Source organism: Antrihabitans cavernicola (assembly GCF_008297975.1).
GTDB lineage: Bacteria > Actinomycetota > Actinomycetes > Mycobacteriales > Mycobacteriaceae > Antrihabitans > Antrihabitans cavernicola.
In genome coordinates, this window is sequence record NZ_VLNY01000005.1 from 329872 (window position 1) to 353622 (window position 23751).

Annotated in this window: 25 protein-coding genes; 11 read left to right on the forward strand and 14 right to left on the reverse strand. The window is 64.7% G+C overall.

The genetic code is table 11. The features are described from left to right. The first annotated feature begins 2 nt into the window (after nt 1-2). From sdhA to FOY51_RS13475, 4 genes are all read left to right on the forward strand, one after another. The gene (gene sdhA / locus FOY51_RS13460) at nt 3-1784 is read left to right on the forward strand and encodes a succinate dehydrogenase flavoprotein subunit (RefSeq protein WP_149430737.1); all 1782 of its coding nucleotides are present in this window, start codon (nt 3-5) and stop codon (nt 1782-1784) included. Beyond that, the gene (locus tag FOY51_RS13465; protein WP_149430738.1) at nt 1784-2560 is read left to right on the forward strand and encodes a succinate dehydrogenase iron-sulfur subunit; all 777 of its coding nucleotides are present in this window, start codon (nt 1784-1786) and stop codon (nt 2558-2560) included. The genes sdhA and FOY51_RS13465 overlap by 1 nt, the downstream gene beginning before the upstream one ends. Nucleotides 2561-2660: 100 nt before the next feature. Next, nucleotides 2661-3134: a carboxymuconolactone decarboxylase family protein gene (locus FOY51_RS13470; RefSeq protein ID WP_149430739.1), complete on the forward strand. Its 474-nt coding sequence runs from the start codon at nt 2661-2663 to the stop codon at nt 3132-3134. Between the two features lie 36 nt (nt 3135-3170). After that, a complete protein-coding gene (locus FOY51_RS13475) occupies nt 3171-4346 on the forward strand; it encodes a winged helix DNA-binding domain-containing protein (RefSeq protein WP_149430740.1) in 1176 nt (391 codons plus the stop codon). Here FOY51_RS13475 and FOY51_RS13480 read toward each other — a convergent pair. The 4 genes from FOY51_RS13480 to FOY51_RS13495 form a co-directional block, all read right to left on the reverse strand. Further along, complete coding sequence (locus FOY51_RS13480; protein ID WP_149430741.1) at nt 4335-5285, reverse strand: GTP pyrophosphokinase; 951 nt, start codon at nt 5283-5285, stop codon at nt 4335-4337. The genes FOY51_RS13475 and FOY51_RS13480 overlap by 12 nt on opposite strands. Nucleotides 5286-5319: 34 nt before the next feature. Further along, nucleotides 5320-6360 carry a beta-ketoacyl-ACP synthase III gene (locus tag FOY51_RS13485; RefSeq protein ID WP_149430742.1) on the reverse strand — a complete coding sequence of 347 codons (1041 nt, stop codon included), beginning with the start codon at nt 6358-6360 and terminating at the stop codon, nt 5320-5322. Between the two features lie 86 nt (nt 6361-6446). After that, entirely contained in the window at nt 6447-7058 is a 612-nt protein-coding gene (locus FOY51_RS13490) for an acyl-CoA-like ligand-binding transcription factor (protein ID WP_149430743.1), read from the reverse strand. Beyond that, a complete protein-coding gene (locus tag FOY51_RS13495) occupies nt 7048-8571 on the reverse strand; it encodes a DHA2 family efflux MFS transporter permease subunit (protein ID WP_149430744.1) in 1524 nt (507 codons plus the stop codon). Before FOY51_RS13495 ends, FOY51_RS13490 begins: the two co-directional genes overlap by 11 nt. Before the next feature lie 134 nt (nt 8572-8705). Here FOY51_RS13495 and FOY51_RS13500 point away from each other — a divergent pair, with 134 nt between their 5' ends. Then, nucleotides 8706-10097 carry a D-alanyl-D-alanine carboxypeptidase family protein gene (locus FOY51_RS13500; protein ID WP_149430851.1) on the forward strand — a complete coding sequence of 464 codons (1392 nt, stop codon included), beginning with the start codon at nt 8706-8708 and terminating at the stop codon, nt 10095-10097. Here the strand turns inward: FOY51_RS13500 and FOY51_RS13505 are convergent. Further along, on the reverse strand, nt 10094-11032 hold the full coding sequence (locus FOY51_RS13505) for a LysR family transcriptional regulator (RefSeq protein WP_149430745.1): 939 nt from the start codon (nt 11030-11032) through the stop codon (nt 10094-10096). The genes FOY51_RS13500 and FOY51_RS13505 overlap by 4 nt on opposite strands. A 34-nt stretch (nt 11033-11066) precedes the next feature. Here FOY51_RS13505 and FOY51_RS13510 point away from each other — a divergent pair, with 34 nt between their 5' ends. Then, nucleotides 11067-11480 carry a DUF5997 family protein gene (locus FOY51_RS13510; RefSeq protein WP_187776304.1) on the forward strand — a complete coding sequence of 138 codons (414 nt, stop codon included), beginning with the start codon at nt 11067-11069 and terminating at the stop codon, nt 11478-11480. 2 nt (nt 11481-11482) lie between these two features. Here the strand turns inward: FOY51_RS13510 and FOY51_RS13515 are convergent, their stop codons facing one another. Beyond that, nucleotides 11483-11770: a hypothetical protein gene (locus FOY51_RS13515; protein WP_149430746.1), complete on the reverse strand. Its 288-nt coding sequence runs from the start codon at nt 11768-11770 to the stop codon at nt 11483-11485. A 58-nt stretch (nt 11771-11828) separates the two neighbouring features. Here FOY51_RS13515 and FOY51_RS13520 point away from each other — a divergent pair, with 58 nt between their 5' ends. Further along, nucleotides 11829-13019: a winged helix DNA-binding domain-containing protein gene (locus FOY51_RS13520; RefSeq protein WP_149430747.1), complete on the forward strand. Its 1191-nt coding sequence runs from the start codon at nt 11829-11831 to the stop codon at nt 13017-13019. Nucleotides 13020-13032: 13 nt separating this feature from the next. Here FOY51_RS13520 and FOY51_RS13525 read toward each other — a convergent pair whose 3' ends face one another. Continuing rightward, entirely contained in the window at nt 13033-14070 is a 1038-nt protein-coding gene (locus tag FOY51_RS13525) for an aldo/keto reductase (protein WP_149430748.1), read from the reverse strand. 89 nt (nt 14071-14159) lie between these two features. Between FOY51_RS13525 and FOY51_RS13530 the strand changes: the two genes are divergently transcribed. Further along, nucleotides 14160-14759, forward strand: coding sequence for a TetR/AcrR family transcriptional regulator (locus tag FOY51_RS13530; RefSeq protein ID WP_149430749.1), 600 nt, complete (start codon nt 14160-14162; stop codon nt 14757-14759). A 31-nt stretch (nt 14760-14790) separates the two neighbouring features. After that, nucleotides 14791-16062 carry a hypothetical protein gene (locus FOY51_RS13535; protein WP_149430750.1) on the forward strand — a complete coding sequence of 424 codons (1272 nt, stop codon included), beginning with the start codon at nt 14791-14793 and terminating at the stop codon, nt 16060-16062. Here FOY51_RS13535 and yhjD read toward each other — a convergent pair. The 3 genes from yhjD to FOY51_RS13550 are packed head-to-tail and all read right to left on the reverse strand — an operon-like array spanning nt 16046 to nt 19133. Further along, nucleotides 16046-17044 carry an inner membrane protein YhjD gene (yhjD, locus tag FOY51_RS13540; RefSeq protein WP_149430751.1) on the reverse strand — a complete coding sequence of 333 codons (999 nt, stop codon included), beginning with the start codon at nt 17042-17044 and terminating at the stop codon, nt 16046-16048. The genes FOY51_RS13535 and yhjD overlap by 17 nt on opposite strands. Before the next feature lie 24 nt (nt 17045-17068). Next, a complete protein-coding gene (gene trpS, locus FOY51_RS13545; RefSeq protein WP_149430752.1) occupies nt 17069-18193 on the reverse strand; it encodes a tryptophan--tRNA ligase in 1125 nt (374 codons plus the stop codon). Between the two features lie 43 nt (nt 18194-18236). Further along, nucleotides 18237-19133: an oxygenase MpaB family protein gene (locus FOY51_RS13550; RefSeq protein ID WP_149430753.1), complete on the reverse strand. Its 897-nt coding sequence runs from the start codon at nt 19131-19133 to the stop codon at nt 18237-18239. Between the two features lie 94 nt (nt 19134-19227). Here FOY51_RS13550 and FOY51_RS13555 point away from each other — a divergent pair, with 94 nt between their 5' ends. Further along, the gene (locus tag FOY51_RS13555; RefSeq protein WP_149430754.1) at nt 19228-19860 is read left to right on the forward strand and encodes a TetR/AcrR family transcriptional regulator; all 633 of its coding nucleotides are present in this window, start codon (nt 19228-19230) and stop codon (nt 19858-19860) included. A gap of 10 nt (nt 19861-19870) precedes the next feature. Here FOY51_RS13555 and FOY51_RS13560 read toward each other — a convergent pair whose 3' ends face one another. Genes FOY51_RS13560 through FOY51_RS13570 form a run of 3 tightly spaced genes read right to left on the reverse strand, consistent with a single transcriptional unit; the run spans nt 19871 to nt 21545 of the window. Beyond that, complete coding sequence (locus tag FOY51_RS13560) at nt 19871-20335, reverse strand: barstar family protein (RefSeq protein WP_149430755.1); 465 nt, start codon at nt 20333-20335, stop codon at nt 19871-19873. Then, nucleotides 20335-20751 carry a guanyl-specific ribonuclease gene (locus FOY51_RS13565; protein ID WP_149430756.1) on the reverse strand — a complete coding sequence of 139 codons (417 nt, stop codon included), beginning with the start codon at nt 20749-20751 and terminating at the stop codon, nt 20335-20337. The genes FOY51_RS13560 and FOY51_RS13565 overlap by 1 nt, the downstream gene beginning before the upstream one ends. Continuing rightward, nucleotides 20748-21545 (reverse strand): exodeoxyribonuclease III, encoded by a 798-nt coding sequence (locus FOY51_RS13570; RefSeq protein WP_187776305.1) that lies wholly within the window; start codon nt 21543-21545, stop codon nt 20748-20750. Before FOY51_RS13570 ends, FOY51_RS13565 begins: the two co-directional genes overlap by 4 nt. Before the next feature lie 81 nt (nt 21546-21626). Between FOY51_RS13570 and ephH the strand changes: the two genes are divergently transcribed. Continuing rightward, nucleotides 21627-22472 (forward strand): epoxide hydrolase EphH, encoded by an 846-nt coding sequence (gene ephH / locus FOY51_RS13575; protein WP_149430758.1) that lies wholly within the window; start codon nt 21627-21629, stop codon nt 22470-22472. Here the strand turns inward: ephH and FOY51_RS13580 are convergent. Then, nucleotides 22454-23731, reverse strand: coding sequence for an MFS transporter (locus FOY51_RS13580; RefSeq protein WP_371830447.1), 1278 nt, complete (start codon nt 23729-23731; stop codon nt 22454-22456). The two genes, ephH and FOY51_RS13580, sit on opposite strands and share 19 nt — an antisense overlap. Between the last annotated feature and the right edge of the window lie 20 nt (nt 23732-23751).

The window sequence follows — 23751 nt, forward strand, 5'->3', positions numbered from 1 at the left end:
ACATGTCAGACCCGAGAGTCAACGAGCACAGGTACGACGTCGTCATCATCGGAGCGGGCGGCGCAGGCATGCGCGCTGCCATCGAGGCCGGGCCTCGAGTACGCACCGCTGTCTTGACCAAGCTGTACCCCACGCGTAGTCACACTGGCGCAGCACAGGGCGGCATGTGTGCCGCCCTGGCGAACGTCGAGGAAGACAACTGGGAGTGGCACACCTTCGACACTGTGAAGGGCGGCGACTGCCTGGTGGACCAGGACGCCGCCGAGATCATGGCGAAGGAAGCCATCGACGCGGTGCTCGATCTGGAGAAGATGGGCCTGCCGTTCAACCGCACGCCCGAGGGCAAGATCGACCAGCGTCGGTTCGGTGGCCACACCCGCGATCACGGCAAGGCGCCCGTTCGTCGTGCGTGTTACGCCGCCGACCGCACCGGCCACATGATTCTGCAGACGCTCTACCAGAACTGCGTCAAGCACGACGTGCAGTTCTTCAACGAGTTCTACGTACTCGACATCTCCATCACCGACACCGACAGGGGCCCAACGGCGACCGGTGTTGTTGCTTACGAGCTCGCGACAGGCGAACTGCACGTCTTCCACGCGAAGTCGATCATCTTTGCCACCGGCGGCTCGGGTCGCATGTACAAGACCACCTCCAATGCGCACACCCTCACCGGTGACGGCATGGCGATCGTGTTCCGTAAGGGCTTCCCGCTCGAGGACATGGAGTTCCACCAGTTCCATCCGACAGGTCTTGCGGGACTGGGCATTCTGATCTCCGAAGCCGTCCGCGGCGAGGGCGGAATCCTGCGCAACGCCGACGGTGAACGCTTCATGGAGCGCTACGCCCCCACGATCAAGGACCTCGCGCCCCGCGACATCGTCGCTCGATCGATGGTGCTCGAGGTGCTCGAAGGCCGTGGCGCAGGCCCGAACAAGGACTACGTCTACATCGACGTGACCCACCTCGGTGCCGACGTCCTCGAGGAGAAGCTCCCCGACATCACCGAGTTCGCGCGCACCTACCTTGGCGTCGACCCGGTCACCGAGCTGGTCCCGGTGTTCCCGACCTGCCACTACGTCATGGGCGGCATCCCCACCCGCATTCGCGGAGAAGTGCTGCGCGACAACGACAACGTGGTCTTCGGCCTCTACGCCGCAGGCGAGTGCGCCTGCGTGTCGGTGCACGGCGCGAACCGCCTCGGCACCAACTCGCTGCTCGACATCAACGTGTTCGGTCGTCGGGCCGGCATCGCCGCCGCCGACTACGCCGAGCGCCACGACCATGTCGAGCTGCCGGAAGCGCCGGAAGCCATGGTGCAGAGCTGGTTGGCACGGATCCTGTCCGGTGAGGGCCACGAGCGCGTCGCCGACATCCGCACCGAGCTGCAGAAGACGATGGACAACAACGCATCCGTCTTCCGCACCGAGGACACGCTGAAGCAGGCGCTGACCGACGTGCAGGCGCTCAAGGAGCGCTACGACCGGATCACGGTGCACGACAAGGGCAAGCGCTACAACAGCGACCTGCTCGAAGCGCTGGAGCTGGGCTTCCTGCTGGAGCTGGCCGAGGTGACCGTCGTCGGTGCGCTCAACCGCAAGGAATCGCGCGGTGGCCACGCTCGCGAGGACTACCCCAACCGCGACGACACGAACTACATGCGCCACACCATGGCCTACAAGGAGATTGCAGCGGGCGGGTCGTCCGAGCTCATTTCCGACATCCGCCTGGACTACAAGCCGGTGGTGCAGACCCGCTACGAGCCGATGGAGCGTAAGTACTGATGTCTACTCCCGTTGTGGAACGCACCACGGATGCCGAGGCACCGGTGCCCGAGGGCTCGGTGATGATCACGCTGAAGATCGCGCGATTCAATCCCGAGGACGACAAGGGTGCGCACTGGGATTCGTTCCAGGTGCCCTGTCTGCCGACGGACCGCATGCTCAACCTGTTGCTCTACGTGAAGTCCTACCTCGACGGCACGCTCACCTTCCGGCGTTCCTGCGCACACGGTGTGTGCGGTTCGGATGCCATGCGGATCAACGGTGTGAACCGGTTGGCCTGCAAGGTGCTGATGCGCGACATGCTGCCGAAGGACTCGTCGAAGGCGCTCGAAGTCACCATCGAGCCAATTCGCGGGTTACCGGTGGAGAAGGACCTGATCGTCGACATGGAGCCGTTCTTCGACGCGTTCCGTGCGGTCAAGCCGTACCTCATGACGACGGGCAACGCGCCGACTCGTGAGCGCATCCAGTCGGCTGCGGATCGGCACCGTTTCGACGACACCACCAAGTGCATCCTGTGCGCCTGCTGCACCACGTCGTGCCCGGTCTACTGGAACGACGGCAGCTACTTCGGTCCGGCCGCGATCGTGAACGCGCACCGCTTCATCTTCGACAGCCGTGACGAGGGCGCGTCCGAGCGGCTCGACATCCTCAACGACGTCGAAGGCGTGTGGCGCTGCCGCACCACCTTCAACTGCACCGACGCCTGCCCCCGTGGCATCGAGGTCACCAAGGCGATTCAGGAAGTCAAGCGCGCACTGCTTTTCGCCCGCTGAGCGGGGTTTTCGTCCGAAAGGGCGCTGCGATGTCACACATCGCGGCGCCCTTTCGTCATCTCTGTGTACGCGAAAACGAACGCACAGAAGGACACTCACCATGGACGCACGACTCGATCTCTTCGGCAATCCGGTACTCGCGAAGGCCTTCAAAGGCTTCAACACGGCAGGCGCGGTCGTCAACGGCTCCAGTCTGCCCACCACGATCCAGGAGTTGGTCAAGCTGCGTGCCAGCCAGATCAACGGCTGCGGCTTCTGCACCGACATGCACACGAAAGATGCGACGGCACAAGGCGAAACGGCTCAGCGGCTGCATTTGGTCGCGGCCTGGCGCGAAGCGACGGTGTTCACCGAGCCCGAGCGAGCAGCGCTGGAACTCGCCGAGGAAGGCACCCGCATCGCCGATGCCGCAGGCGGTGTCAGCGACGACGTGTGGGACAGGGCGCGCAAGCATTTCGACGACGAGCAGCTTGGCGCTTTGATCGCCACTATCGCGCTCATCAACACCTACAACCGGTTCAACGTCATCGTGCAGACGCCGGCAGGCAGCTACCAACCCGGCCAGTTCCACTAGCTCCCACTGTCGGTGGCGCCTGGCAGACTTCGGGTCATGCCCCGCCATGTCGATGTCGCCGAGCGCCGGTCTCGTCTTGCTCGACGCCACCGGCTGCTGCCAGGCGATGCGACCGACGACGTCGCGGCAATCGCCGACAGCCTGATCGGGTTGCATTCCAGCGACCCGGTCACGGTCTATCTGTCGGCGATGGCCCGCATGCGCACTCCGTCGACCGCGACGGTGGAGCAGGCGCTCTACGACGACCGCACAGTGGTCCGGCATCACGCGATGCGCCGGACCCTGTGGGTCGCCACCCCAGACGTCGTCCGGCTCATGCACGCGGCGGCGACGCGAAAGCTGATCGGTCCGGAGCATCGGCGGACCGCAAAGCTGCTTGCCGAGAACGGAATTGCCGATCCCGATGCCTGGCTGGAGAAGGCTCGCGTCGAGACGCTCACGGCACTGCACGAGCACGGCCCACTGACCGCGCGCAGTCTGGGGATCAAAGCGCCGACGTTGATGCACAAGATCGTGATGGCGCCGGGCAAGAAATACAGCGCCTCCGTCTCGGCGCACACCCGCGTGCTGCTGAGCCTCGGATTCGAGGGCCGGATCGTCCGTACGCGACCGACGGGAACGTGGATCAACGGCGCGTACACCTATGCAGCGGCGGACACCTGGTTGGAGAACGGCTTCGGCGAACTCGGTGAACGCGAGTCCGCCCGCGAGCTTGCGCTGCGCTGGTTGCACGCCTTCGGACCGGCCACCGCCGTCGATCTGCAATGGTGGATGGGCTGGACGGTCGCGCTCACCAAGAACGCGCTGACCGATTGCGGCGCAGTCGAAGTCGCACTGGATGGCGGGGTCGGTTACGTCGCACCCGGCGACGAGGATCCGGTGCAGCCCGCCGAGCCGTGGGTGGCGCTGCTGCCCGGTCTCGATCCGACGACGATGGGTTGGAAGCAACGCGACTGGTACCTCCCCGAGGACTGCGCCTCCACCTTCGACCACATGGGCAACGCCGGCCCGACGATCTGGGCGAACGGGCGGGTGGTCGGTGCGTGGGTACAGACGCCGGACGGCGAGATCCGGACTCGCTTGCTGGTCGATGTGCCGCGCAAACAGAAAGGCGAAATTGCCCGTCGCGCAAACGATCTGAAGGATCTGCTCGACGACACCCGGTTCACTGTTCGGTTCCCCAGCCCGGCGTCGGCAGCGCTACTTGTGTGACGGTTTCAGCTGGCCCGCGGGTCGGTAGTACAGCGCGTCGCTGGTGTCGTCGACGATCACGTCGATGTGATCGCCGACCGCGATGTAGTCGCTGACGTTGATTCGCCGGTTGGAACCGACCTTGTCACGCACCGATCGCGCGGGGATCAGGCCACGCCGGCCGTCCGGACCGACGGCGAGCGCATAGCGCGGCCCGGTTCTGGTGACCCGGGCGGTGATGCGCAGCGGATCGGCACCGACCTCGACGGGCTCGGACGGCTCGGTCAGGTTGTCCAACTCCACGGCAAGACGATCGGCCATGCCGTCGACTCGTGCCAGCAACTCGGCCATCTCGCTGGCGTAGTCACGGTGAAAGTCCGTCGGCTTCAAGGCTTCACCGGGTTTGTACATATCCTCGTGCGTCAATTCGCCCCAGGCGTCCTGTAGCCGGGTTTTCACCTGCACCTCGACCTTGATGGTCAGATCGCCCTGATGCGAGGCCACCGGAACCAGGAGCACGGCGTGATAGGCCCGGTAGCCGCTGGGCTTGGGCTCCTTCACATAATCGGCGGGCGGTTTCGCGAACCTGATCGAGCAATCCGGCAGATGACAGGCGGTGTCGAGCGCGTCGGTGAACGCGGCCAGATCGCGCGGGCTCTTGCAGAGCACCTTGATGCCGACGTAGTCGTTGAGGGCCTGTTCCACGTCGTCCACCGTGGTCGGCGGCTCGCACTCGCCGGCAGCGATCTTGCGTTTGATCTTGCCCGCGGCCCGCCCGCGATCCTTGATCCGCGTCGTATCCGCGTTCAGCCGGTCACGGTCGAGGTTGTCGAGGATCTCGTCGGAGATGGTGTCGAGGAAACTCTGGGCAGACACCAGCGCCGCATCCCACGCGCGCTTGCGTTCGGCGTACAGCGCATCGATCAGTTCGTCGATGTTGTCCGATTCGGGATCCTCCATGGCGTGAGCGTACCGATCACCCACCCCCGCGCCGCTATTCTCCGATCGGCGGCAAGGTGACGACCTGACCCGCGTACGCAAGTCCGGCGCCGAACCCCATGATCAACGCGACGTCGCCCGGCTTGGCCTGGCCCGACCGAATGACCTCCTCGATCGCGAGGGGAATCGACGCGGCTGACGTGTTACCGGTTTCGATGATGTCCTTCGCGACGACGATCCGCTCCGGCATCTTCAGCACCTTGGTGAGCGCATCGGTGATACGGATGTTCGCCTGGTGCGGGATGAAGACGTCCAGGTCTTCCATCGTCAGACCGGCATTCGCGACGGCTTCGCGGCACGCCTTCTCCAAGAAGGTCGCGGCCCAGCGGAACACTGCCGTTCCCCGCATACGAATGTAGGGCCGAACCGAGGTGCCTCCGCTCGCCTCTGCCGCAGCGACCTCGTCGAAGTAGGTGCCGAAGTCCTTGTCTTGCCAGATGGCTTCCCACTGGCTGCCGTCGGAGCCCCACGCGACAGGACCGATGCCCTCGGTGTCCGACGGTCCGATCACAGCAGCGCCCGCACCGTCGGCGAAGATGAACGCGGTGGTGCGGTCCTTCGGGTCCAGCAGATCGCTGAGGCGCTCCACGCCGACCACCAGCATGTACTCGGCCGTGCCCGCCCGAATCATGTCCGAGCCGAGGGCCAGGATGTGGCAGAAGCCGGAGCAGCCCGCCGAAACGTCGAACCCGGGCACGTCCAGGATGCCGAGCTGGGTCGCGACCTGCGCGCCCGCGGCGGGCCCGAGGACCAACCGCGAAGACGTGGAGACGATCACTCCGCCGATCTGATCGGGACGGACACCGCTGGCCTCGATGGCCTTACGACTTGCCTCGACGCTCATCCCGATGATGGTCTCGTCGTCGCCCGCGAACCGACGCGACTTGATACCGGATCGCGTCTGGATCCACTCGTCGCTGGATTCGATCGCGTCGATGATCTCGGAGTTCGGCACCACACGCTTCGGCCGGTAGGCGCCGAGACCGAAGATCTTGGTGTGCTGAGCACCCTGCAACGTCCCAATTGGACCGGGCATCGAATTCTCCTCGAGTTGAATCAGTTGCCCGTAACTTACGCTGCCGTATGAACGGTCGGTACAGCCCCTACGGCCGAATTGTCCCGTCAGCCGCGAGACGTGCTTTCCTTGGTCGCTTGACCTAGAGGCAGACCCGCCTCCAGGTACTCGAGGGCCGTGACCGCGCGGGGTATATCACCGGGAACTTTGTCGATCACGGCGAGGACGGCACCGATGATCGCGCCGGCAAGGGTGCGGATTTCGATGTCGTCCTCGGCGCGCCCAACACGCTTCGCCATGACCTCCGAGACCATGTCGATGGTGCGCACCAACTCCTGCATCATGGCCAACCGCAGTTCCGGGACCGTGTACATGAGCTCCTGCCGATCTCGCTCGACCTCGAAGTCCTCCTTCGACATCTGCGCGAACACGGTCTCGGACGCGATCTTGAACGCCCTGATCAGCGGCACGTCCGGCGGCTGCGCCTCGATTGCCGCCATCATCACCGGGTCCAGGTCATCGACGATGACCAGCTGCTCCTTGGTGGGGAAATACCGGAAGAAGGTGCTCGGCGAGACGTCGGCTGCGGCGGCGATCTGGTCGATCGTCGTCTCGGGATAGCCCTGTTCGCGAAACAGCCGGAACGCCTCGGAGCGGATCAGCGCTCTGGTGCGCACCTTCTTCCGTTCCCGCAGTCCTGCGGATGGCTCAACCGACATACACCGATTGTTGCGCATCGTCGTCGGCATCCTGGGGACCTCCCGCCCGACCTGGAGCGCCCAGGTTCTTCAAGACCGCCGCCAGCACCATCGCAACGGCACAGATCGCCGCGCACACCACCAACATCAGGCCCATGCCGGACGTGAACGCACTCTGCACGTGCTCGAGCGTGCCGGGATCATGACGGGTCACGGCCGCTCCCGCGTTGACGCCGTCGCGGATCGGATCGACATCCAGCGATCCCAGCTGCGACCGATACCGCGTCGCGAGCACCGTTCCCAGCACGGCAACACCGATGGTGCCGCCCGCCTGCCGCAGCGCCTGAATCAGACCGGAGCCGGATCCGGAGCGCTCCTGCGACAACGCGTTGAGCGCCACGCCCATCGCGGCGGGCATCACCAGTCCCATGCCTGCGCCGACCAGAGCGATCCACGTGGCGGTGAACCAGTACGCGGTGCCGACGGCCGTGAATGCACCGGCACCCAGACCGGCTGCCAGCAGTGCGAATCCGAACACCAGCACCGGCCGTGGACCGGCCTTGCGCAGGATCGGATCGCCGAGTCGCGTTCCGACAAGCAGCCCACCGATCAGCGGCAGCAGCCGGAGCCCGCTACCCAATGCGTCGACACCCAGCACCGCCTGAAAGTACTGCGGAACCGTGAAGAACAGGCCGAACATGCCGAAGTTCACCAATGTCGAAAATATTGTGCCCCAACGGAAACCAGTGTCGGCGAAGAGCGACACGTCGATCAGTGGGTGCGCGACGCGCCGCTCCCACAGTGCGAACAACACGAAAGCGACGAGCGCGATTGCCACGGCAATCCAGGCGGTCGAGTCGCCCCAGCCGACGCGGCCCGTCTCGATGAAGCCATAGGTGATGCCGACCAGCCCGACGGACGAGAGGGCCGCACCGAGGTAGTCGATCGGGTTGGTCGCCGAACTCCGCGACTCCGGTACCAGCGTGGCAACCGCGACGGCACCGACGATCACCAGCGGCACGTTGATCAGGAACACCGAACCCCACCAGAAGTGGTTGAGCAGCCAGCCGCCAAGGATCGGACCGAGCGGCAGCCCGATCGCGGTGGACGTGACCCAGATGGTGAGCGCTCGCCCCCGTTCGGCAGCGTCCGGGAACAGCACGGGCAAGACGGCCATGGACAGCGGCATCATCACCGCCGCCCCCAGACCGAGCACAGCGCGAGCCGCGATCAGCTGGCCCGATGTCGCCGCGTAGCTGCATGCGAGCGATGCAAGCCCGAACACCAGCAGAGCGACGATCAGCAATTTCTTGCGTCCGTACCGATCGCCCAGCACACCGGCAGGCAGCAACGCCGCCGCAAGCACCAGCGTGTACGCCGAGCTGAACCACTGCAGATGGGCGTTGTCCGCACCCAAGTCGGTGGCGAGTGTCGGCAGCGCCACGGTCAGCACCGTGGTGTCCAGGCCGATCGTCAACATCGCGACGGCCAGCGCTCCCAGCGCCAACCACCGCCGCACTCCGGAATCGTTCATGACATCTCCAACCTTTTGGGTGTTTATGTATTTTGATAGTAACTACCTTTTGGCGTTCGATGTCAATACCTGATTCGGGTGCTGCGGCGCGGCTCTTGGCCGTTGCCCTGCCCGTCGCTTACGCTGCCTTTCCGATGAGCTCCCGTCTTCTCGCTGTCGCTGCTGCAGTCCTGATCGGACTGATGAGCGCTCCCATTGCCACCGCACAACCGACATCGGGGACAAGCGGGACATCGAGCCCCGCAACGTCGACGCCGTTCATGACCCCGGACACCGACAACTGCCCAAGCAAAACGACGCCGCCCAAGGCGATCGACAGCTCCGAGGTCCCCGCTCCGGGCGAATCGGCACCGGCACCGCTGCCGGTCCCCGACCCCGCGGTCGGCGGCGGCAAGCTCGGTGAGTGCGGAGTGATCACGTCCGACGGAGCTCCTGCCCTACCGAAGGAAATTTCGGCCACATCGTGGGTGTTGTCGGACCTCGATACCGGTCAGGTGCTCGCAGCGAAGGACCCGCACGGCCGCTACCGCCCGGCGAGCACGATCAAGATCCTGTTGTCGATCGTCGCGTTGCGTGAGCTGGATATGAACAAGGTCGTCATCGGCACCCAGGAAGACGCCGATGCCGACGGAACGCGCGTCGGACTCGGACCGGGCGGGCAATATTCGAACATTCAGCTGATGCACGCACTGGTGATGGCATCCGGAAACGATGCGGCACACGCGATTTCCACCCAGCTGGGCGGTGAGGCAGCCACGGTCCAGAAGATGAACGACGAGGCGAAGTCGTTGGGTGCCGACGACACGCGCGCGGCAACCCCCGCCGGGCTCGACGGCCCCGGCATGTCGACATCCGCCTACGACCTGTCGCTGTTCTTTCGCGAGGCGTTGAAGAACCCGACGTTCGCGGATCTGATCCACACCGAGCAATACGAGTTGCCCGGGTATCCGGGGCAGCCGCCCAAGGACGACGCCCCCACCACGACCAGCAGTCCTGGCAACTCTGCAGCGTCGACCACCAGCAATGCGACACCGACCACGCTGCCAGGCCTGGAGATCGCGAACGACAACCAGCTGCTCTACGACTACGACGGCGCGCTCGGCGGCAAGACCGGATACACCGACGATGCCCGACAGACGTTCGTCGCGGGCGCGTCGCGCAACGGTCGCCGACTCGCGATCACGCTGATGAAGGGCGACGTACTGCCGATCCGTCCGTGGGAACAAGCTGCGCGCCTGCTGGATTGGGGCTTCGCACTCCCCCGCGACGAGTCGGTCGGCACCCTGGTGGATCCGGGTGCGGCAACCGCGACGGCGGTCCCGACGGTGGCGGCTCCGCCGAACGCCGGTGCAGCGACGTTGGCCGCGCCTGCCGGCGACGTGAAGGCGGAATCGCCGTTCGATCGATTCCTGGCAGATCACGGTCGTGCGATCGTGTTGATCGTCGGGTCACTGCTGGTGCTCGGTTTGATCGCGTGGGCGATCAAGATCAGCGGTAACAACCGCGGACGGCACAATCACCGCTAGCGACGGCGTCGTTGCGCCTTCTTGCGCGGTTGCTCTTTCTTGGCCTGCTCCTTGTTGGACTGGGCTTTCTTGGCAGGCCTTTTCGGCTTCTTTTCGGGCTGTGTGGCCTGCGATCGCGAACTGTGCGCGGAGCGGCCGCGCACGATTCCGATGAACTCCTCGACCTGCTCCGACAATGCGTCCGTGCGCCACGCCAACGCAATTCGCGTCGGATCGGCATCGGTGACGGTGCGGAAGACCAGATCCTTGCGAGCATGCAAGCGGGCAATCGAATGCGGAACGATCACCACGCCCACGCCTGCGGCCACCAATTCGATTGCACCGGTGACGTTATCGAGGTCGGAGGCGTCGTGGATCTGCTCGTCCGCGAGATCGGCCATGGCGACCTGGTCGAACGCGGACACCGGATGTTCCTTGGGCACAACGACAACGGGGACTTCTTCGTAGAGCGGAATTGCGCTGAGCCCGTCCGCGTCGATGGGAAATCGCACGAAGGCGATGTCCGCGTCGGCGCTCAGTACCGCGGTCTGATCGATGGCGGCAATGGGATCGACGTCCAACGCGATCGCCGGAAACCGCTCGTCCCAGATGCGCGTCCACTTGGAGACGGTGACGCCGGAGACGAAGGCGATTCGCAGTCGTTTCGGTGCAGCGGCCGCCTCGGCGAGGAAGCGTGTGCGCTCGTCGTCCTCGGCGATGATCGCGCTGGCCCTCGCCCGCAGCTCACGTCCGTCGTCGGTGAGTTCGGTCGGTTGCGATCCGGGGACGAACAACTTGACGCCCAGCTGCGTTTCGAGATCGATCACAGCGTTGCTCAGCTTCTGCCGAGCGATGTTCAGCGACTTGGCCGCCCTGGCGAAGTGCAGCTCGTCGGCGACCGCGACGAACCACCGCAACTGCGCAACGTCGAGTCGGGCCAGGGAAGGGTCGTCCATCAGTGCAGGGTATTGCACCCGATAGTCTTGGTCGGTGAGCCCGGACAAGAAGCAGCAGACGATGAAGCCGCTGACGGCGGCCAACAAACTCGGCATCTATCTCCCCGCGGCGCCAGAGGAGTTCCGAAATTCCTCCATCACCCGAGCCGAGCTCGACGAACTGCGCGCAACCCCGCCCGAATGGCTGGAGGAATTGCGCCGCACCGGCCCGTTCCCGCGTGACGTTGTCGCGCACAAGCTCGGCATCTCCAACACCGGTCTCGCACGCAACGACATCTCGGACTCGTTGACCTCGGCGCAGATCGATGCGTTCATCGCCGATCCGCCGGAGTGGTTGATCCGCGAACGCAGGAGCTACGACGCCGTGCAGGCGGACAACGAGCGCATCAAGATCAAGCGGGAAGAGCATCGCGCCAAGACGAACAGGCCGCAGAAGGATCGCCGGTAGCGCTATCGCGCAGACAGATCGATTCCTCGATCGGCGGCTAACTGCTGGAGCTTTTCCGCCTCGTCGACCGGGATGCAGACGTATGCGTGGAGTCCGTCCTCGTCGCGTCGCAGTACATAGTTGTCGGTGCCATCGGTGAGCAGATTGCCCTCGCTGTCGTAGAACAGCCAACGCACGCGCACCAGAAATATCGTGGCGGCCAATTGGCTGTGGCTCAGGCACTCATGCCCGACCGAAGCCAAGCCGAGCCGCTGGTACAGCGGGTACGACTGTGCGAGTCCTGTAGCCATATCGTCACGGGAGTCGAGGGTGCCGAGCCTGTTGTCGGAGCAGCGATACGGTGGGTAGATGGCTGAGAAGGTCTCGATCAGCAAGGTGATTGCGTTTCGCCTCGCCGCCAACGGGCTGACCGAACGAGCCGATGCGGACGGTCTGATCTCGGCGGCAGGTCGGTGCGGAGTTCAGAACAGCCCACCCGGATCGGCGCTGCTCGCACTGCACGCGCGGGTACGCGACGTCACCTCGGATCGCGTGACCGCGGCGGTTGCCGACGACAAGACACTGCTGCAGACGTGGTCGGTTCGCGGTGCACCCTTCTACTTTCCGACGGCCGATGCGGCGGTGTTCACGACTGGCGTGCTGCCGACGACCGAGGCGGCGATGCGTCGCTTCGTGCGCGGCGCGGAACAGTCCATCGACAGGCTCGACATGCCGCTGACGGACGTGGTCGAACTGTGCGCGACCGACATCGTCGACGTCCTCGCTGGTCAGCGGCTCGCGATCGATCGACTCGGCGAACAACTCGCCGACCGGGTGTCGCGCCGATTGACCGCAAAGCAGCGCCGGATCTGGAACGAAGAAGGTCCGCATGCCGCGGGGCAACCGATCGGCCAGGCCGTGGTGCATTTCTGTCTACGCATCCTCACCCTGCAACAGGTGGTGTGTTTTGCGCCGCGCGACGGAAACACCGCACCGTTCGTCCTGGTCGACGAATGGCTCGATCAGCCCATCCCTGACACCGAACCGCAGGACGCTCGCGCGGAACTCGTGCGTCGGTACCTGCATTGCTACGGCCCATCGACCAAGGCCGACTTCGCCGCGTGGCTGGGGGTGCGCGCAGGCGACGCCACACCGTGGTGGGACTCGGTGACCTCCGAATTGACCGAGGTCGAATTCGACGGCACCGCATGGATTCTCACCACCGACGTCGACGAACTACGATCGTCGCCGCAAGCGAAAGGGGTACGGCTGCTCCCGCCGCGTGACCCCTACACCCAGTTGCGCGACCGCGAGACGATCGTCGACAAGCGCTTCCGCCGCGACGTCTGGAAAACGGTGGGTGAACCCGGCGCAGTCCTCGCCGACGGCACCATCGTCGGAGTGTGGCGGCCGCGCAAAAAAGGAACCACGTTGACGCTGACCGTCTCGACCTTCACCTCGCTGTCGAGCCGCCACCGCACAGCGCTGCGCGCGGAAGCCGAAGGCATTGCACCGCTGCGAAGCGCATCCTCCGTGGCAGTCGAATTCGAAACCTTCTGAGCATGAGTGCTATTCACGCGATCATCGGCGGATTCAGCCTCGCGAAACCCTCCTGCCGGTAGTACGGAAAATGCGGATACGGCGCAGGCCTGCTGCTCACCTGGTCCAGTCGGGCAATCTGCTCGGGGGTGAGTTGCCAACCGACCGCACCCAGATTCTGTTGCAGCTGTTTGGCATTGCGCGCGCCGACGATCACAGACGATACGGTCGGACGGCTCAGCAGCCAGTTCAGCGCAATCTGTGGGACGGTCCGCTCCGTTTCGATCGCTATCTGGTCCAGCACGTCGACCACGTCGTAGAGCAGGTCGTCGTCCACCGGTGGCCCGAACTCGGCGGTGCGGTGCAACCGACTGCCCGCGGGTAGCTCGGCGCCGCGGCGGATCTTGCCGGTCAAGCGGCCCCAGCCCAGCGGACTCCATACCAAGGCACCGATGCCTTCGCTAGCACCGAGCGGCATCAGATCCCATTCGTAATCGCGGCCGATCAGCGAGTAGTACACCTGGTGGGCGACGTATCGCGGCCAGCCGTTGCGGTCCGCGCTCGCAAGCGATTTCATCAATTGCCAGCCTGCGAAGTTCGACACTCCGACATAGCGAATCTTGCCGTCTGCCACCAGTCGGTCGAGGGTCGACAGCACCTCGTCGATCGGAGCGCCCGCGTCGTAAGCGTGCAGCTGGAAGAGGTCGATGTGATCGGTGTCGAGTCGACGCAGCGCCGATTCGACCGAGGTGATCAGCCTCGATCGTGACGTGCCTGCATCGTTGGGTCCGTCGCCCATGGGCAGCGCAGCCTTCGTGGAGATGAGCAGGCGGTCGCGCCTACCGCGCACCGCGGCGCCGAGAACCTGTTCGGATGCTCCGCCCGAATAGACGTCCGCTGTATCGAACAAGGTGACGCCGGCGTCGAGACAGATGTCCACCATCCTTCTCGCCTCGTCGACGTCGACGCTCCCCCATGCACCGAACAGTTCGCCACTGCCGCCGAAGGTTCCGGCGCCGAAGCTCAATTGCGGGACCAGCAGCCCCGAGTCACCCAGTCGCTTGTATTCCATGTCGCGCTCCTAAACGGTTCAATGTTCCCGTTAGCGACGGTAGCACCGAATCAGCTCTAATGGAATTTTAGTTCCGTTAGAGTGTCACCATGAGCGAACCGATCGGTCGACCCGGTGGCCGAACCGCGCGCGTCCGCACTGCCGTGCTCGAAGCGACGGGCGACGCGCTGGCGCGAAACGGCTTGCACGGCTTGGATCTCGCTGACATCGCCGCGCAAGCGGGCGTCGGCAAGACCACCGTCTATCGGCGCTGGGGATCCGGCCCGGCGTTGGTCGCCGACCTGTTGGTCGACATGGCCGAGCAATCCTCGCCCCGCGTCGAGACCGGATCATTGCTCGGCGATCTCGAGGCCAACGCCCGACTGGTTCGCAAGACCCTCGACGATCCTCGACAGGGCCCGCTGTTCGCCGCCATCATCGCTGCCGCCACCTGCGATCAGCGCACTGCCGAAGCGCTGCAACACTTCTACGACGTCCGCATCGACGAATGGACACCGTGCGTGGAGCAGGCGATCGAGCGCGGCGAAGTCCCCGCGGGGACGGATTCGGTCGCTGTGATTCGGGCGGTCTCGGCTCCGCTCTATTACCACCTACTGACGCGAACCGACCAGATCAGCGAACACGTCGCCGACACGGCTGCTGCCGCAGCCGAAACCGCTGCGAAGGCAGGAGTGTTCGCGATCGACTGAACCGTCACCGAGGCCCATGTTTCAATGGCGTGTGTCGACAACTCGGATCGCAGCTGTCGCCGCGTTGCTGATCGGCGGATTCGCAGCGACCAGCGTCGCGATATCGAATCGCGATCCACTCGCCGAGCTGTTCGGCGGCTCGGAGTTCGGCTACGCGGCCTCGGCGGCCGCCGGGGCGTGTGCGGCGATGCTGGTTGCATTGTTCGTCCGACGCCGGCGAGTGGTAACTGCCTTTGCCGTGCTGGGGATTGGATCGATCGGACTGATCTCTGCATTACCGGGCATCGATGATGCAGTGTCTTACATCCGAGGTATCGGATCAGGATTGTTACTCGGGGCGTTGGCCGCACTGTGCGGGAGCGCCCACCGTGTTCGGCAGGCGGCCTTGGCGACTGGCACCATCGCCGGCCTGCTGCTGGCAGATCCCATCCGGAACTACTTGCGAAATGGTTCGGGCCCGAGGCGATACGCCGATTACCTTCCAGATGCAGCGGACCCGACCGATTGGTTCATGCTCGTGCTGTGCGGTGCAACCCTGCTCGCGCTGGTAATCGCTTTGTGGTGCAGTGCATTCGAGACGAATGCGCGCGAAGTGCCGATCGTCGACCCCGTCCGCGTGATAGTTGTGGGCATCGCGCTCCCCGCCTGCTGCTTGGCGCTGCATGTGCTCTTCAGCCATTCCGTCGGAAGCATCGAGACGACGGGTCTGCACCATTGGTCGCTCGGCCTCGCAATCGTTCCCGTGGTGGCGATCGGCGCACTATGGCTGCCGAAGCGTCACGGCATGGTTCTGCTTGCTGTGCTCGCTGTCGTTGCCGCATCCGCGAATTCAGGTTCGGCGTGGTCGGACGGGTGGCCCACCCTGCTGATGTCGGGTGCGCTCGTGGCGGCGGGGACGATCGTCGGCCACCGCTGGCCGCACCCGGTGATCGGCACCGCCGGACTCGCAGTGGTAGCCGCATCAGGATTGCTCGACCGAACCCCCTTGGACGGCGTGCATTCCGCTGCGCAGCTGTTCGCACTACCTTTCGCGGCCGCGTTCACCGTGGTGGCATGCCTTCCGTCTAGCGCTCCGGTCACTGCGATTGCGTTGGCAACACCGGGCGCGTTCACGGTACCGTTGATCACCGAGTTCGGCTGGACGGCCTACTCACCGCTGACCTCGTCCGGATGGACTGCCTATTCATGGTCGGACGCCTGGCAGTGGTACTCGACCGGCGCCTACGTCGCAGCGGTCGTCATCGCAGGTGTCACCCTCGCATGGTTGCAGCGTCGACCGCCCGTGACTACTTCCGCCGCCTGAACCCTGAAATCCCCAGCGCAGCAACAGCACCTGCGGCGACCAAACCGATACCACCTGCGACGGACGGTCCGCTGTGCACCTGCACCCGGGGCGTGATGATCGCCGAATCCGGTGCCGGGACATGCGCCATCGCCTCGTTCTCTTTCGACGTCGCAGCCCATGCGGTTGCGAACAAGATGATGCGAGAAGTGAAGAAGCTGAACACCATCAGGCCGATGATCGGGCCGAACGCCACACCCGCTGGGCTGGACAGCACCGACTTCAGATAGAACGTCGCGATCTGTTTGAACACCTCGAAGATCACCGCAGCCAGCAAGGCTGCACGAGCTGCACTGCGTAGCGTGACCGGCTCGCGTGGGAGACGGGCGATGACCCAGACGAACACCGCCCACGATGCAAGTATCGCCAGCAGGATCGAGACCACGCGAAGCAGAATCCCCACACCGGGCGCATTGTCGAGATGCACCAAACCCAGCAACTTCTTCCCGACCGGACCCGCGCTCACCGCGGACAAGCCGAGCGATACCACCAACGCCAAACCCAGCCCGATCAGTGCGCCGAGGTCCGCGATCTTCGTCTTGATGAAGTTGCTCTTCTCGTGCTGCTGATCCCACTGCTCGGTCAGCGCCGCCCGAAGGTTCGCCATCCAGCCAAGCCCCGCGTACAGCCCGCCGACCAGCCCGATCACGCCGACGCTGGTTCGCGAGGTGATCGCCTGGTTCATCAGGTCGTTGAGCTGACCGCCCATCGAACCCGGCACGTTCTCGGTGATGTGATCGCGCGCCTGACTCAGCAGGTCCGGGTTGCGCGACAACACGAAACCCGCGATCGAAAAAGCGACCATCAACAGCGGAAACAGTGCCAGCACAGTGAAGTACGTGATGCCCGCAGCGAGGTAGTCGCCCTTTTGACCCTGATATCGACTGCCTGCGCGGACCAGATGGTCCAACCACGGTCGAGCGTCACGCTGCTGCTGCAGCATTGCCTTGAAATCCGGGATGGCCGATCACCCTTTCGGTGTAATTGCCGCCTGCGTCCCCTCGGCGGGTGTAATTGCCGCCTGCGTCCCCTCGGCGGGTGGCAGAAACCCCACTCGGTCGTATACCTGCGCCACGGTTCGCGACGCTATCTCACGTGCACGGTCCGCACCCGCCGAAAGGATTCGATCCAGTTCGGTCGGATCCGCGAGGTAATCATCCACGGCGGCGCGCAACGGGGTGACGAATTCGACGAGCGCGTCGGCAACATCGCCTTTCAGGTCGCCATATCCCTTGCCCTGATATCGCTCTTCCAACGACACGATCGGATCGCCGGTCAACGAACTCAGGATCACCAGCAGGTTGCTGATACCGGGCTTGGCCGCCTGATCGAACCGGATCTCGCGTTCGGTGTCGGTCACCGCCGAGCGGATCTTCTTCGCCGACACCTTCGGATCGTCGAGCAGGTTGATCAGACCGGCATCGCTGGAAGCCGACTTGCTCATCTTCGACGTGGGATCCTGCAGGTCGAAGATCTTGGCGGTCCCCTTGATGATGTGCGGCTCGGGCACCACAAAGACATTCCCCCTCGCTTCGCTCGACCCCACCGGCTTCTTGAACCGAGTATTGAAGCGCTGCGCCAGATTTCGCGTCAGCTCCAGGTGCTGGCGCTGATCCTCGCCGACCGGAACCAGCTGTGGGCGGTAGAGCAGAATGTCCGCCGCCATCAGTACCGGGTAGGTGAACAGACCCACCGTCGTGGAGTCGGTGCCCTGCTTGAGCGACTTGTCCTTGAACTGCGTCATCCGGCTTGCTTCACCGAAACCGGTGATGCACTGCAGAACCCACGTCAGCTGCGCGTGCTCCGGCACTTGGCTTTGCACGAACAACGTTGAACGCTCGGGGTCGATACCCAGTGCGAGTAGCTGCGCGACAGCGACCATCGTGCGGCGCCGCAGTTGCTTCGGATCCTGCGCAACGGTGATCGCGTGCATGTCCGGGATGAAGTACAGCGCATCGAAGTCGTCCTGCAGCATCACCCAATCGCGCACCGCGCCCAGGTAATTGCCCAGGTGGAAGGAATCGGCGGTCGGTTGGATTCCGGACAGCACTCGCTGTTTGCGATCGGCTGCCGGGGTGTCGGAGCTGGACATGGAAACGATCTTTCCATGTCCAGCAATTGCTTATCGCGGACCGTCAGCCTGCAACGCCGGGCATGCTGCTCAATCCACGACGCAGGTTGCGACGCTCTCCGGCCGCGAGCACGTTGTAGCTCGGCGTGCTGGCCCCACGCAGCATCGGCCGCAGCAGCGGCGGTGTGAACGGGAGCGGGCGCCGATGCAGGGCGCGACTGCCCTCCACCGTTGCCCGGAACGCGGCGGCGTCGGCGAAGGTCCACCGCAATCCGTACAGATCGCGGATCCGGCGCGGGAGGCTGCCCTGCACCAACAGCCCCAGCGTGCGCGCCGTCAGATCGGACGGCAGCGGATAGCGCGGAGCTTCGGCACCGGCGAGGTAGGTGCCTACCAGCTGCGCCTCGTCGGTGAGATGCAACTCGTCCGAGGCAAGGTAGGCGTCGAAGTACGACCGGAACTCGTGGTAGGTCGACGGCGCCGCATCGCGTGGCATACCGAAAAGCGTTGCCCAGGTGACAAAGTCGAGCCACAGATCAGCGCGTTCCGCGTCCGTCATTCGGCGGACCAGCAGGTCGTACATGGTTTCGGCGGAATCGAATGCGAATGCCATCGTCATGAACATCAAATGCGGGTCGTGTGCGCTGTAGGGCGATCCGGCCGGGTGGGTGCCTGCGTCCTCCGGCAATGCACCGACGACTGTGGCATGGCGCTTCCGAGTGAAGTCGAGAGCCTTGTCTGCCTCGTCCCTACTGCCGAGAAACACTGCCTCGAACATGCGCCCGGTCAGCGACAGGCGGGTGTACGGCGAGGTGCGGTGAGCGGTGTGTTCGGCGGTGCCGACGTAGAGCAGCGGATTGCACGCACCGATCACCAGCGCGCGTTCGCCGTAGGTGATCCCGACTATCCGCGTGCTCATGACGCGAACCGCCATCGAATTCTCGGCGAAGTATCCGGACATGGAGAGCCTCCTCGATCATCTGGCAAGATCGTCCCCCAGAATTTTGAATCTGGCAAGGGATCTCCCCTGAATTGCCGTATGCCAGAATCGGTGCATGGGTTCCACGCGCGCGTACGGCGGTGTTTCTGCTGAACAGCGCCGTGATCGGCGGCGCGCTGCGCTGCTGGACGCCGCCCTCCAGATAGTCGGAGAAGGTGGTTTCGCACGACTGACGGTCGCAGGCCTGTGTGCTGCCGCCGGACTCAACGAGCGTTACTTCTACGAAAATTTCACCGGCCTCGACGACGTTGCGGTCCAGGTATTCGAACGCGTCGTCGCCGAACTCGGAGCGCACATCCTCGATGCCGTGACGGCTGCACCCGACGACAGCCGGGCAAAATCACGCGCCGCGGTCGCAGCGGCAGTCGACATCCTGCTCGACGATCCGCGCAAGAGTCGGGTGGTGTTCGTGGAGACCCTCACGCACCCGACCCTCGGCACACGCCGCACCGAGTTCATGCGAACCTTTGTCGCGCTGATGCTGGGCGAGGCCCACCGCTTCTACGGGCCGGAGACCTCGCGGCGGGTAGGCACGCAGGCCGAGTTCGCGGCGTGGCACCTGGTCGGCGGGCTGTTCGAGACCATGAATGGTTGGATCTCCGGCGAACTGCGCATCACCCGCGCGGAACTGATCGATCGCTCGGCCGAGATGTTCGTACTCGTAGGCGACCACTTGGCCGAGAGTTAAAGATTCAGCGTTAAAGATTCAGCGCGACGGCGCCCGACGGCGTGTGTTTCGCGAACGCCGCGTCCGCCGTGTGCAGGACGACGCGAAAGGTAGCCGGGTCGGTGCGATCGGCCCAGTTTTCGGCGTAGAAAGACATGGCGTCGGCGAACCACGACAGCTGATCCGGGTCGTCCGCCAACAACTGATCGGCATCGCGAACGACCACCACGTAACCCGGTGCCGCACCGACGAATTCGTCGAGATCGCGCATCACCTCGTCGAAGGCATCCTTGTTTGCGCCGAAGTAGTACGGAAATTGGAAGGCTGCGGCGAATTCGTCGAAGAGCGCATCGACCGTGCGCATCTTGCTGCCGCGCACCTCGCGAACCACGTATCCAGCCTCGGGCAACGAATAGCGCAATCCGCTGGCAGCACCGTGATCGGCCTCGAGTACACCGATCACGGCGTTGCCGGCCATGAACTGTTCGACCGTCATCAGCGCATCCTCGTGAAGGTTTTGTAGTGATCGCCGGTGTACCAGGCCGATCCGTCGCTGCCGGTGATTATCCGTTGGGCGTCACGCGACTGACCGCGTTTCTTCGGATTGACGTCCCACTCTTGGTATTTGACGGCTTTGCCCGCCGAGTCCTTCGCGGGCAGGTTGTGCTCCCTGTTCTGCCAGGTGGTGCCGCCGTTGGTGCCGGGAGCGTTCGCCGACTCGGGCCAGCTACCGTCGTCGATCTTCGACAGGGTTGCCGTCGCAGCCGCGGGAACGGATCCCGATTTGGCGATCGACGTGCTGCCGCCACTGCCCGACGAACCGCCGTGCAACGACAGGAAACCCGCGACGGCCAGCACCACGACCAGCAGCGCGAGTGCCGCATAGGCACCGAGAGACTTACGGCCCCTCATCGATACTGCACCGTGACGGGCGCGTGGTCGGACCAGCGCTGGTCGTAGGCGTCGGCCCGCTCGACGCGCGCGTGCTTGGCACGAGCCGCCAAATCCGCTGTGGCCATGTGATAGTCGATGCGCCAACCCGCGTCGTTGTCGAACGCCCGCCCACGATAGGACCACCACGCGTACGGGCCCGGCACGTCCGGATGCAGCTGGCGCACCACGTCGGTGAACGGTCCGTCAGCCCCGATCAGACCGTCCAACCATTCGCGTTCTTCCGGGAGGAAACCCGACGACTTACGGTTGGTCTTCCAGTTCTTCAAGTCCAGCTCGGTGTGGGCGATGTTCCAGTCGCCGCAGACCAGCAGATCACGCCCAGGCCTGTTCGCCGCATCGGCCAGATACGGGCCGAACGACGCCATGAAGCGGTCCTTCTCGTCCTGCTTCGGCGTGCCGACGTCACCCGACGGCACGTACACGCTGGCGAGGGTCAGTTCGTCGAAATCGGCTTCGAGGTAGCGCCCGGAGTCGGCGAACTCGTCGTCACCGAACCCGATCCGTACCGCATGTGCCGGCCTGCGCGACAGGATCGCGACGCCGCTGCGCCCCTTCGCGATCGGCTGTGCGGACGCGAGATGCCACCCGGCATCGAGCGCGGGCGCGAGGACAGCTGCGGTTTCGGCGTCCGTTGCTCGCGTTTCCTGCAATGCGACGGCGTCGGCTTCGGTGGCCGTGAGCCAGTCGAGCAGACCCTTCCGCGCGGCGGCACGGATTCCGTTGACGTTGACGGTGGAGATGATGTGCGGCACCCGAGAACCGTATCGGAGATTCCACGACGCTGATTCGGGGTACATTCCCCGAAGGAGTAACTGTCGAAGAGAGGCAAACTCATGACAACCGGTCGGCGTCGCCCGGTCGAACCGACCGTGGGTCTGCACATGGGTTCCGGGGAGCCGGTGTTGCTCATTCAGCCGTTTCTGCTGTCGCCGCACGTGTGGGAGCGCACCGCCGAAAAGCTCGCCGAATCGTTCGAAGTGTTCGCGCCCGCACTCGCGGGTCATTGGGGTGGAGCGCCGATCGACGGCTGGAACGTCACTGCCTCCACTCTCGCCGACGACATCGAACGACAGCTCGACGAACTCGGCTGGAACACCTGCCACATCGTCGGCAATTCGCTCGGCGGGTGGGTCGGCTTCGAGCTGGAACGACGCGGTCGTGCACGGACGCTGACCGCGGTTGCGCCGGCCGGGGGGTGGCGCGAATTGACCGTTGCCCATCTGTCCGTCGGCCTGAAATTCTTGTCGTTCGGGCCGCTGATCGGCCTCGGTCGGGTGCTGGGCGACGTCGCCGTTCGCAATCGTGCGATGCATCGGCTGCTGCTGCCGCTGGTTGCCAAGAATCCGTCGGCGATCAGTCGGCACGACGCCGAAGCAACGTTGACCGCAGCGATCAACTGTCCGGCCTACCTGCCCACGCTCTGGAGCGGGCTCCGTGGCGGCGGCGTGACCGGCCTCGGTGACGTCACCGTGCCGGTACGACTACTGCTGTGCGACCACGACTGGATCATCCCGATGCGCCGCTACGGCAGCATTTTCCTCGACGAGCTACCCGCGGACGCCGACAGAATCACCGTTCACGGTGTCGGCCATGTTCCGATGCTCGAGGATCCTGATCGCATCGCGATGCTGATCGCCGAGCACGTTCGCGCCCACCGGACTCAGCTGCGCGCTGTCTGACCTGATTCGTTGCGATTCCTCCCGGAATCCGCGAGTAAATCCACACTTTCGGCCTTCAAACGCTCGCGCCAGACGGCGAACGTCAGCACGAACAATCCTGCGACCGCCAGGATCGCGCCCGCTGCTGCCGGTGCTGTGTAGCCCAGTCCGGCTGCGATCACCAGGCCACCGATCCACGCGCCCGCCGCGTTCGCGATGTTCAAGGCAGCGTGGTTGAGCGCGGCCGCCAGGGTCTGGGCGTCGGCGGCTACGTCCATCAGCCGTGTCTGCAAGCCGGGGACCAGCGCAGATCCGGCTGCACCGATCAGGAACACACCGAGCGCGGCGGTGTACGGGTTGTGCGCGGCGACTACGAACAGTGCGAGAACGCCCGCCATCGCGGCAAGCAACACGAACAGCCCGGGGACCAATGCCTTGTCGGCGACGACGCCGCCGACCAGGTTGCCGACCACCATGCCGATGCCGTAGATCATCAGCACCAAGGGCACCCACGCCACCGACAGGCCCGCGACATCCGTCAGAGTCGTCGATACGTAGGTGTAGACCGCGAACATGCCGCCGAAGCCCACGGTGCCGACGGCGAGCGTCAACCACACCTGTGACCGTTTCAGCGCGCCGAGCTCGGTCATCGGATTGGTCATCTTGACACCGTGTAGCTCGGGCACCCACCGCAGCAGGCCGACGATGGTCACGAGGCCGATCACCGTCACGATGCCGAATGCCGTCCGCCAACCGAAGTTCTGTCCCACCCACGCGGCAACGGGAACACCGATCACGTTCGCGACGCTCAGCCCCATCATCACCATCGAGACGGCCTTCGCACGCTGTCCGGCAGGCACCAGAGATGCGGCGGCAAGTGATGCGACGCCGAAATACGCGCCGTGCGGCAGACCTGCGACGAACCGCGAGGCCATCAGCCAGCCATAGGACGGCGCAAAGATGGTCGCCGCGTTGCCGACGGTGAACGCGACCATCAAACCGATCAGCAGCGCCTTACGCGGCACCCGTGCGGTCAAGGCAGCGATCACCGGCCCACCGACCACGACGCCCAACGCATACATCGAAATAACATGGCCCGCAACGGGTTCCGAAACGCCGATTCCCGTTGCGATGTCGGGCAGCAATCCCATGGACACGAATTCGGTGGTACCGATTCCAAACCCGCCGATGGCCAGCGCGAACAGCGCGGCTTTGTTCCACCGTGGCGGCAACGGCACCGGTGCAGCCGATGAGGACGGCGTAGGTACGGCTGTCGACAGGGTTGAGGTCACGCTTCACG

Coding starts and splice junctions, on each gene's coding strand:
- trpS (WP_149430752.1), bottom strand. CDS start 18,193: ATGTCCAGCTCCGACACCCCGGCAGCCGATCGCAAACAGCGAGTGCTG.
- FOY51_RS13495 (WP_149430744.1), bottom strand. CDS start 8,571: ATGAACGATTCCGGAGTGCGGCGGTGGTTGGCGCTGGGAGCGCTGGCC.
- FOY51_RS13505 (WP_149430745.1), bottom strand. CDS start 11,032: ATGGACGACCCTTCCCTGGCCCGACTCGACGTTGCGCAGTTGCGGTGG.
- yhjD (WP_149430751.1), bottom strand. CDS start 17,044: ATGCTGCAGCAGCAGCGTGACGCTCGACCGTGGTTGGACCATCTGGTC.
- FOY51_RS13490 (WP_149430743.1), bottom strand. CDS start 7,058: ATGTCGGTTGAGCCATCCGCAGGACTGCGGGAACGGAAGAAGGTGCGC.
- FOY51_RS13550 (WP_149430753.1), bottom strand. CDS start 19,133: ATGTCCGGATACTTCGCCGAGAATTCGATGGCGGTTCGCGTCATGAGC.
- FOY51_RS13565 (WP_149430756.1), bottom strand. CDS start 20,751: ATGAGGGGCCGTAAGTCTCTCGGTGCCTATGCGGCACTCGCGCTGCTG.
- FOY51_RS13480 (WP_149430741.1), bottom strand. CDS start 5,285: ATGGAGGATCCCGAATCGGACAACATCGACGAACTGATCGATGCGCTG.
- FOY51_RS13555 (WP_149430754.1), top strand. CDS start 19,228: ATGGGTTCCACGCGCGCGTACGGCGGTGTTTCTGCTGAACAGCGCCGT.
- FOY51_RS13485 (WP_149430742.1), bottom strand. CDS start 6,360: ATGCCCGGTCCAATTGGGACGTTGCAGGGTGCTCAGCACACCAAGATC.
- FOY51_RS13560 (WP_149430755.1), bottom strand. CDS start 20,335: ATGACGGTCGAACAGTTCATGGCCGGCAACGCCGTGATCGGTGTACTC.
- sdhA (WP_149430737.1), top strand. CDS start 3: ATGTCAGACCCGAGAGTCAACGAGCACAGGTACGACGTCGTCATCATC.
- FOY51_RS13465 (WP_149430738.1), top strand. CDS start 1,784: ATGTCTACTCCCGTTGTGGAACGCACCACGGATGCCGAGGCACCGGTG.
- FOY51_RS13525 (WP_149430748.1), bottom strand. CDS start 14,070: ATGGAATACAAGCGACTGGGTGACTCGGGGCTGCTGGTCCCGCAATTG.
- FOY51_RS13500 (WP_149430851.1), top strand. CDS start 8,706: ATGAGCTCCCGTCTTCTCGCTGTCGCTGCTGCAGTCCTGATCGGACTG.
- ephH (WP_149430758.1), top strand. CDS start 21,627: ATGACAACCGGTCGGCGTCGCCCGGTCGAACCGACCGTGGGTCTGCAC.
- FOY51_RS13530 (WP_149430749.1), top strand. CDS start 14,160: ATGAGCGAACCGATCGGTCGACCCGGTGGCCGAACCGCGCGCGTCCGC.
- FOY51_RS13520 (WP_149430747.1), top strand. CDS start 11,829: ATGGCTGAGAAGGTCTCGATCAGCAAGGTGATTGCGTTTCGCCTCGCC.
- FOY51_RS13470 (WP_149430739.1), top strand. CDS start 2,661: ATGGACGCACGACTCGATCTCTTCGGCAATCCGGTACTCGCGAAGGCC.
- FOY51_RS13515 (WP_149430746.1), bottom strand. CDS start 11,770: ATGGCTACAGGACTCGCACAGTCGTACCCGCTGTACCAGCGGCTCGGC.
- FOY51_RS13475 (WP_149430740.1), top strand. CDS start 3,171: ATGCCCCGCCATGTCGATGTCGCCGAGCGCCGGTCTCGTCTTGCTCGA.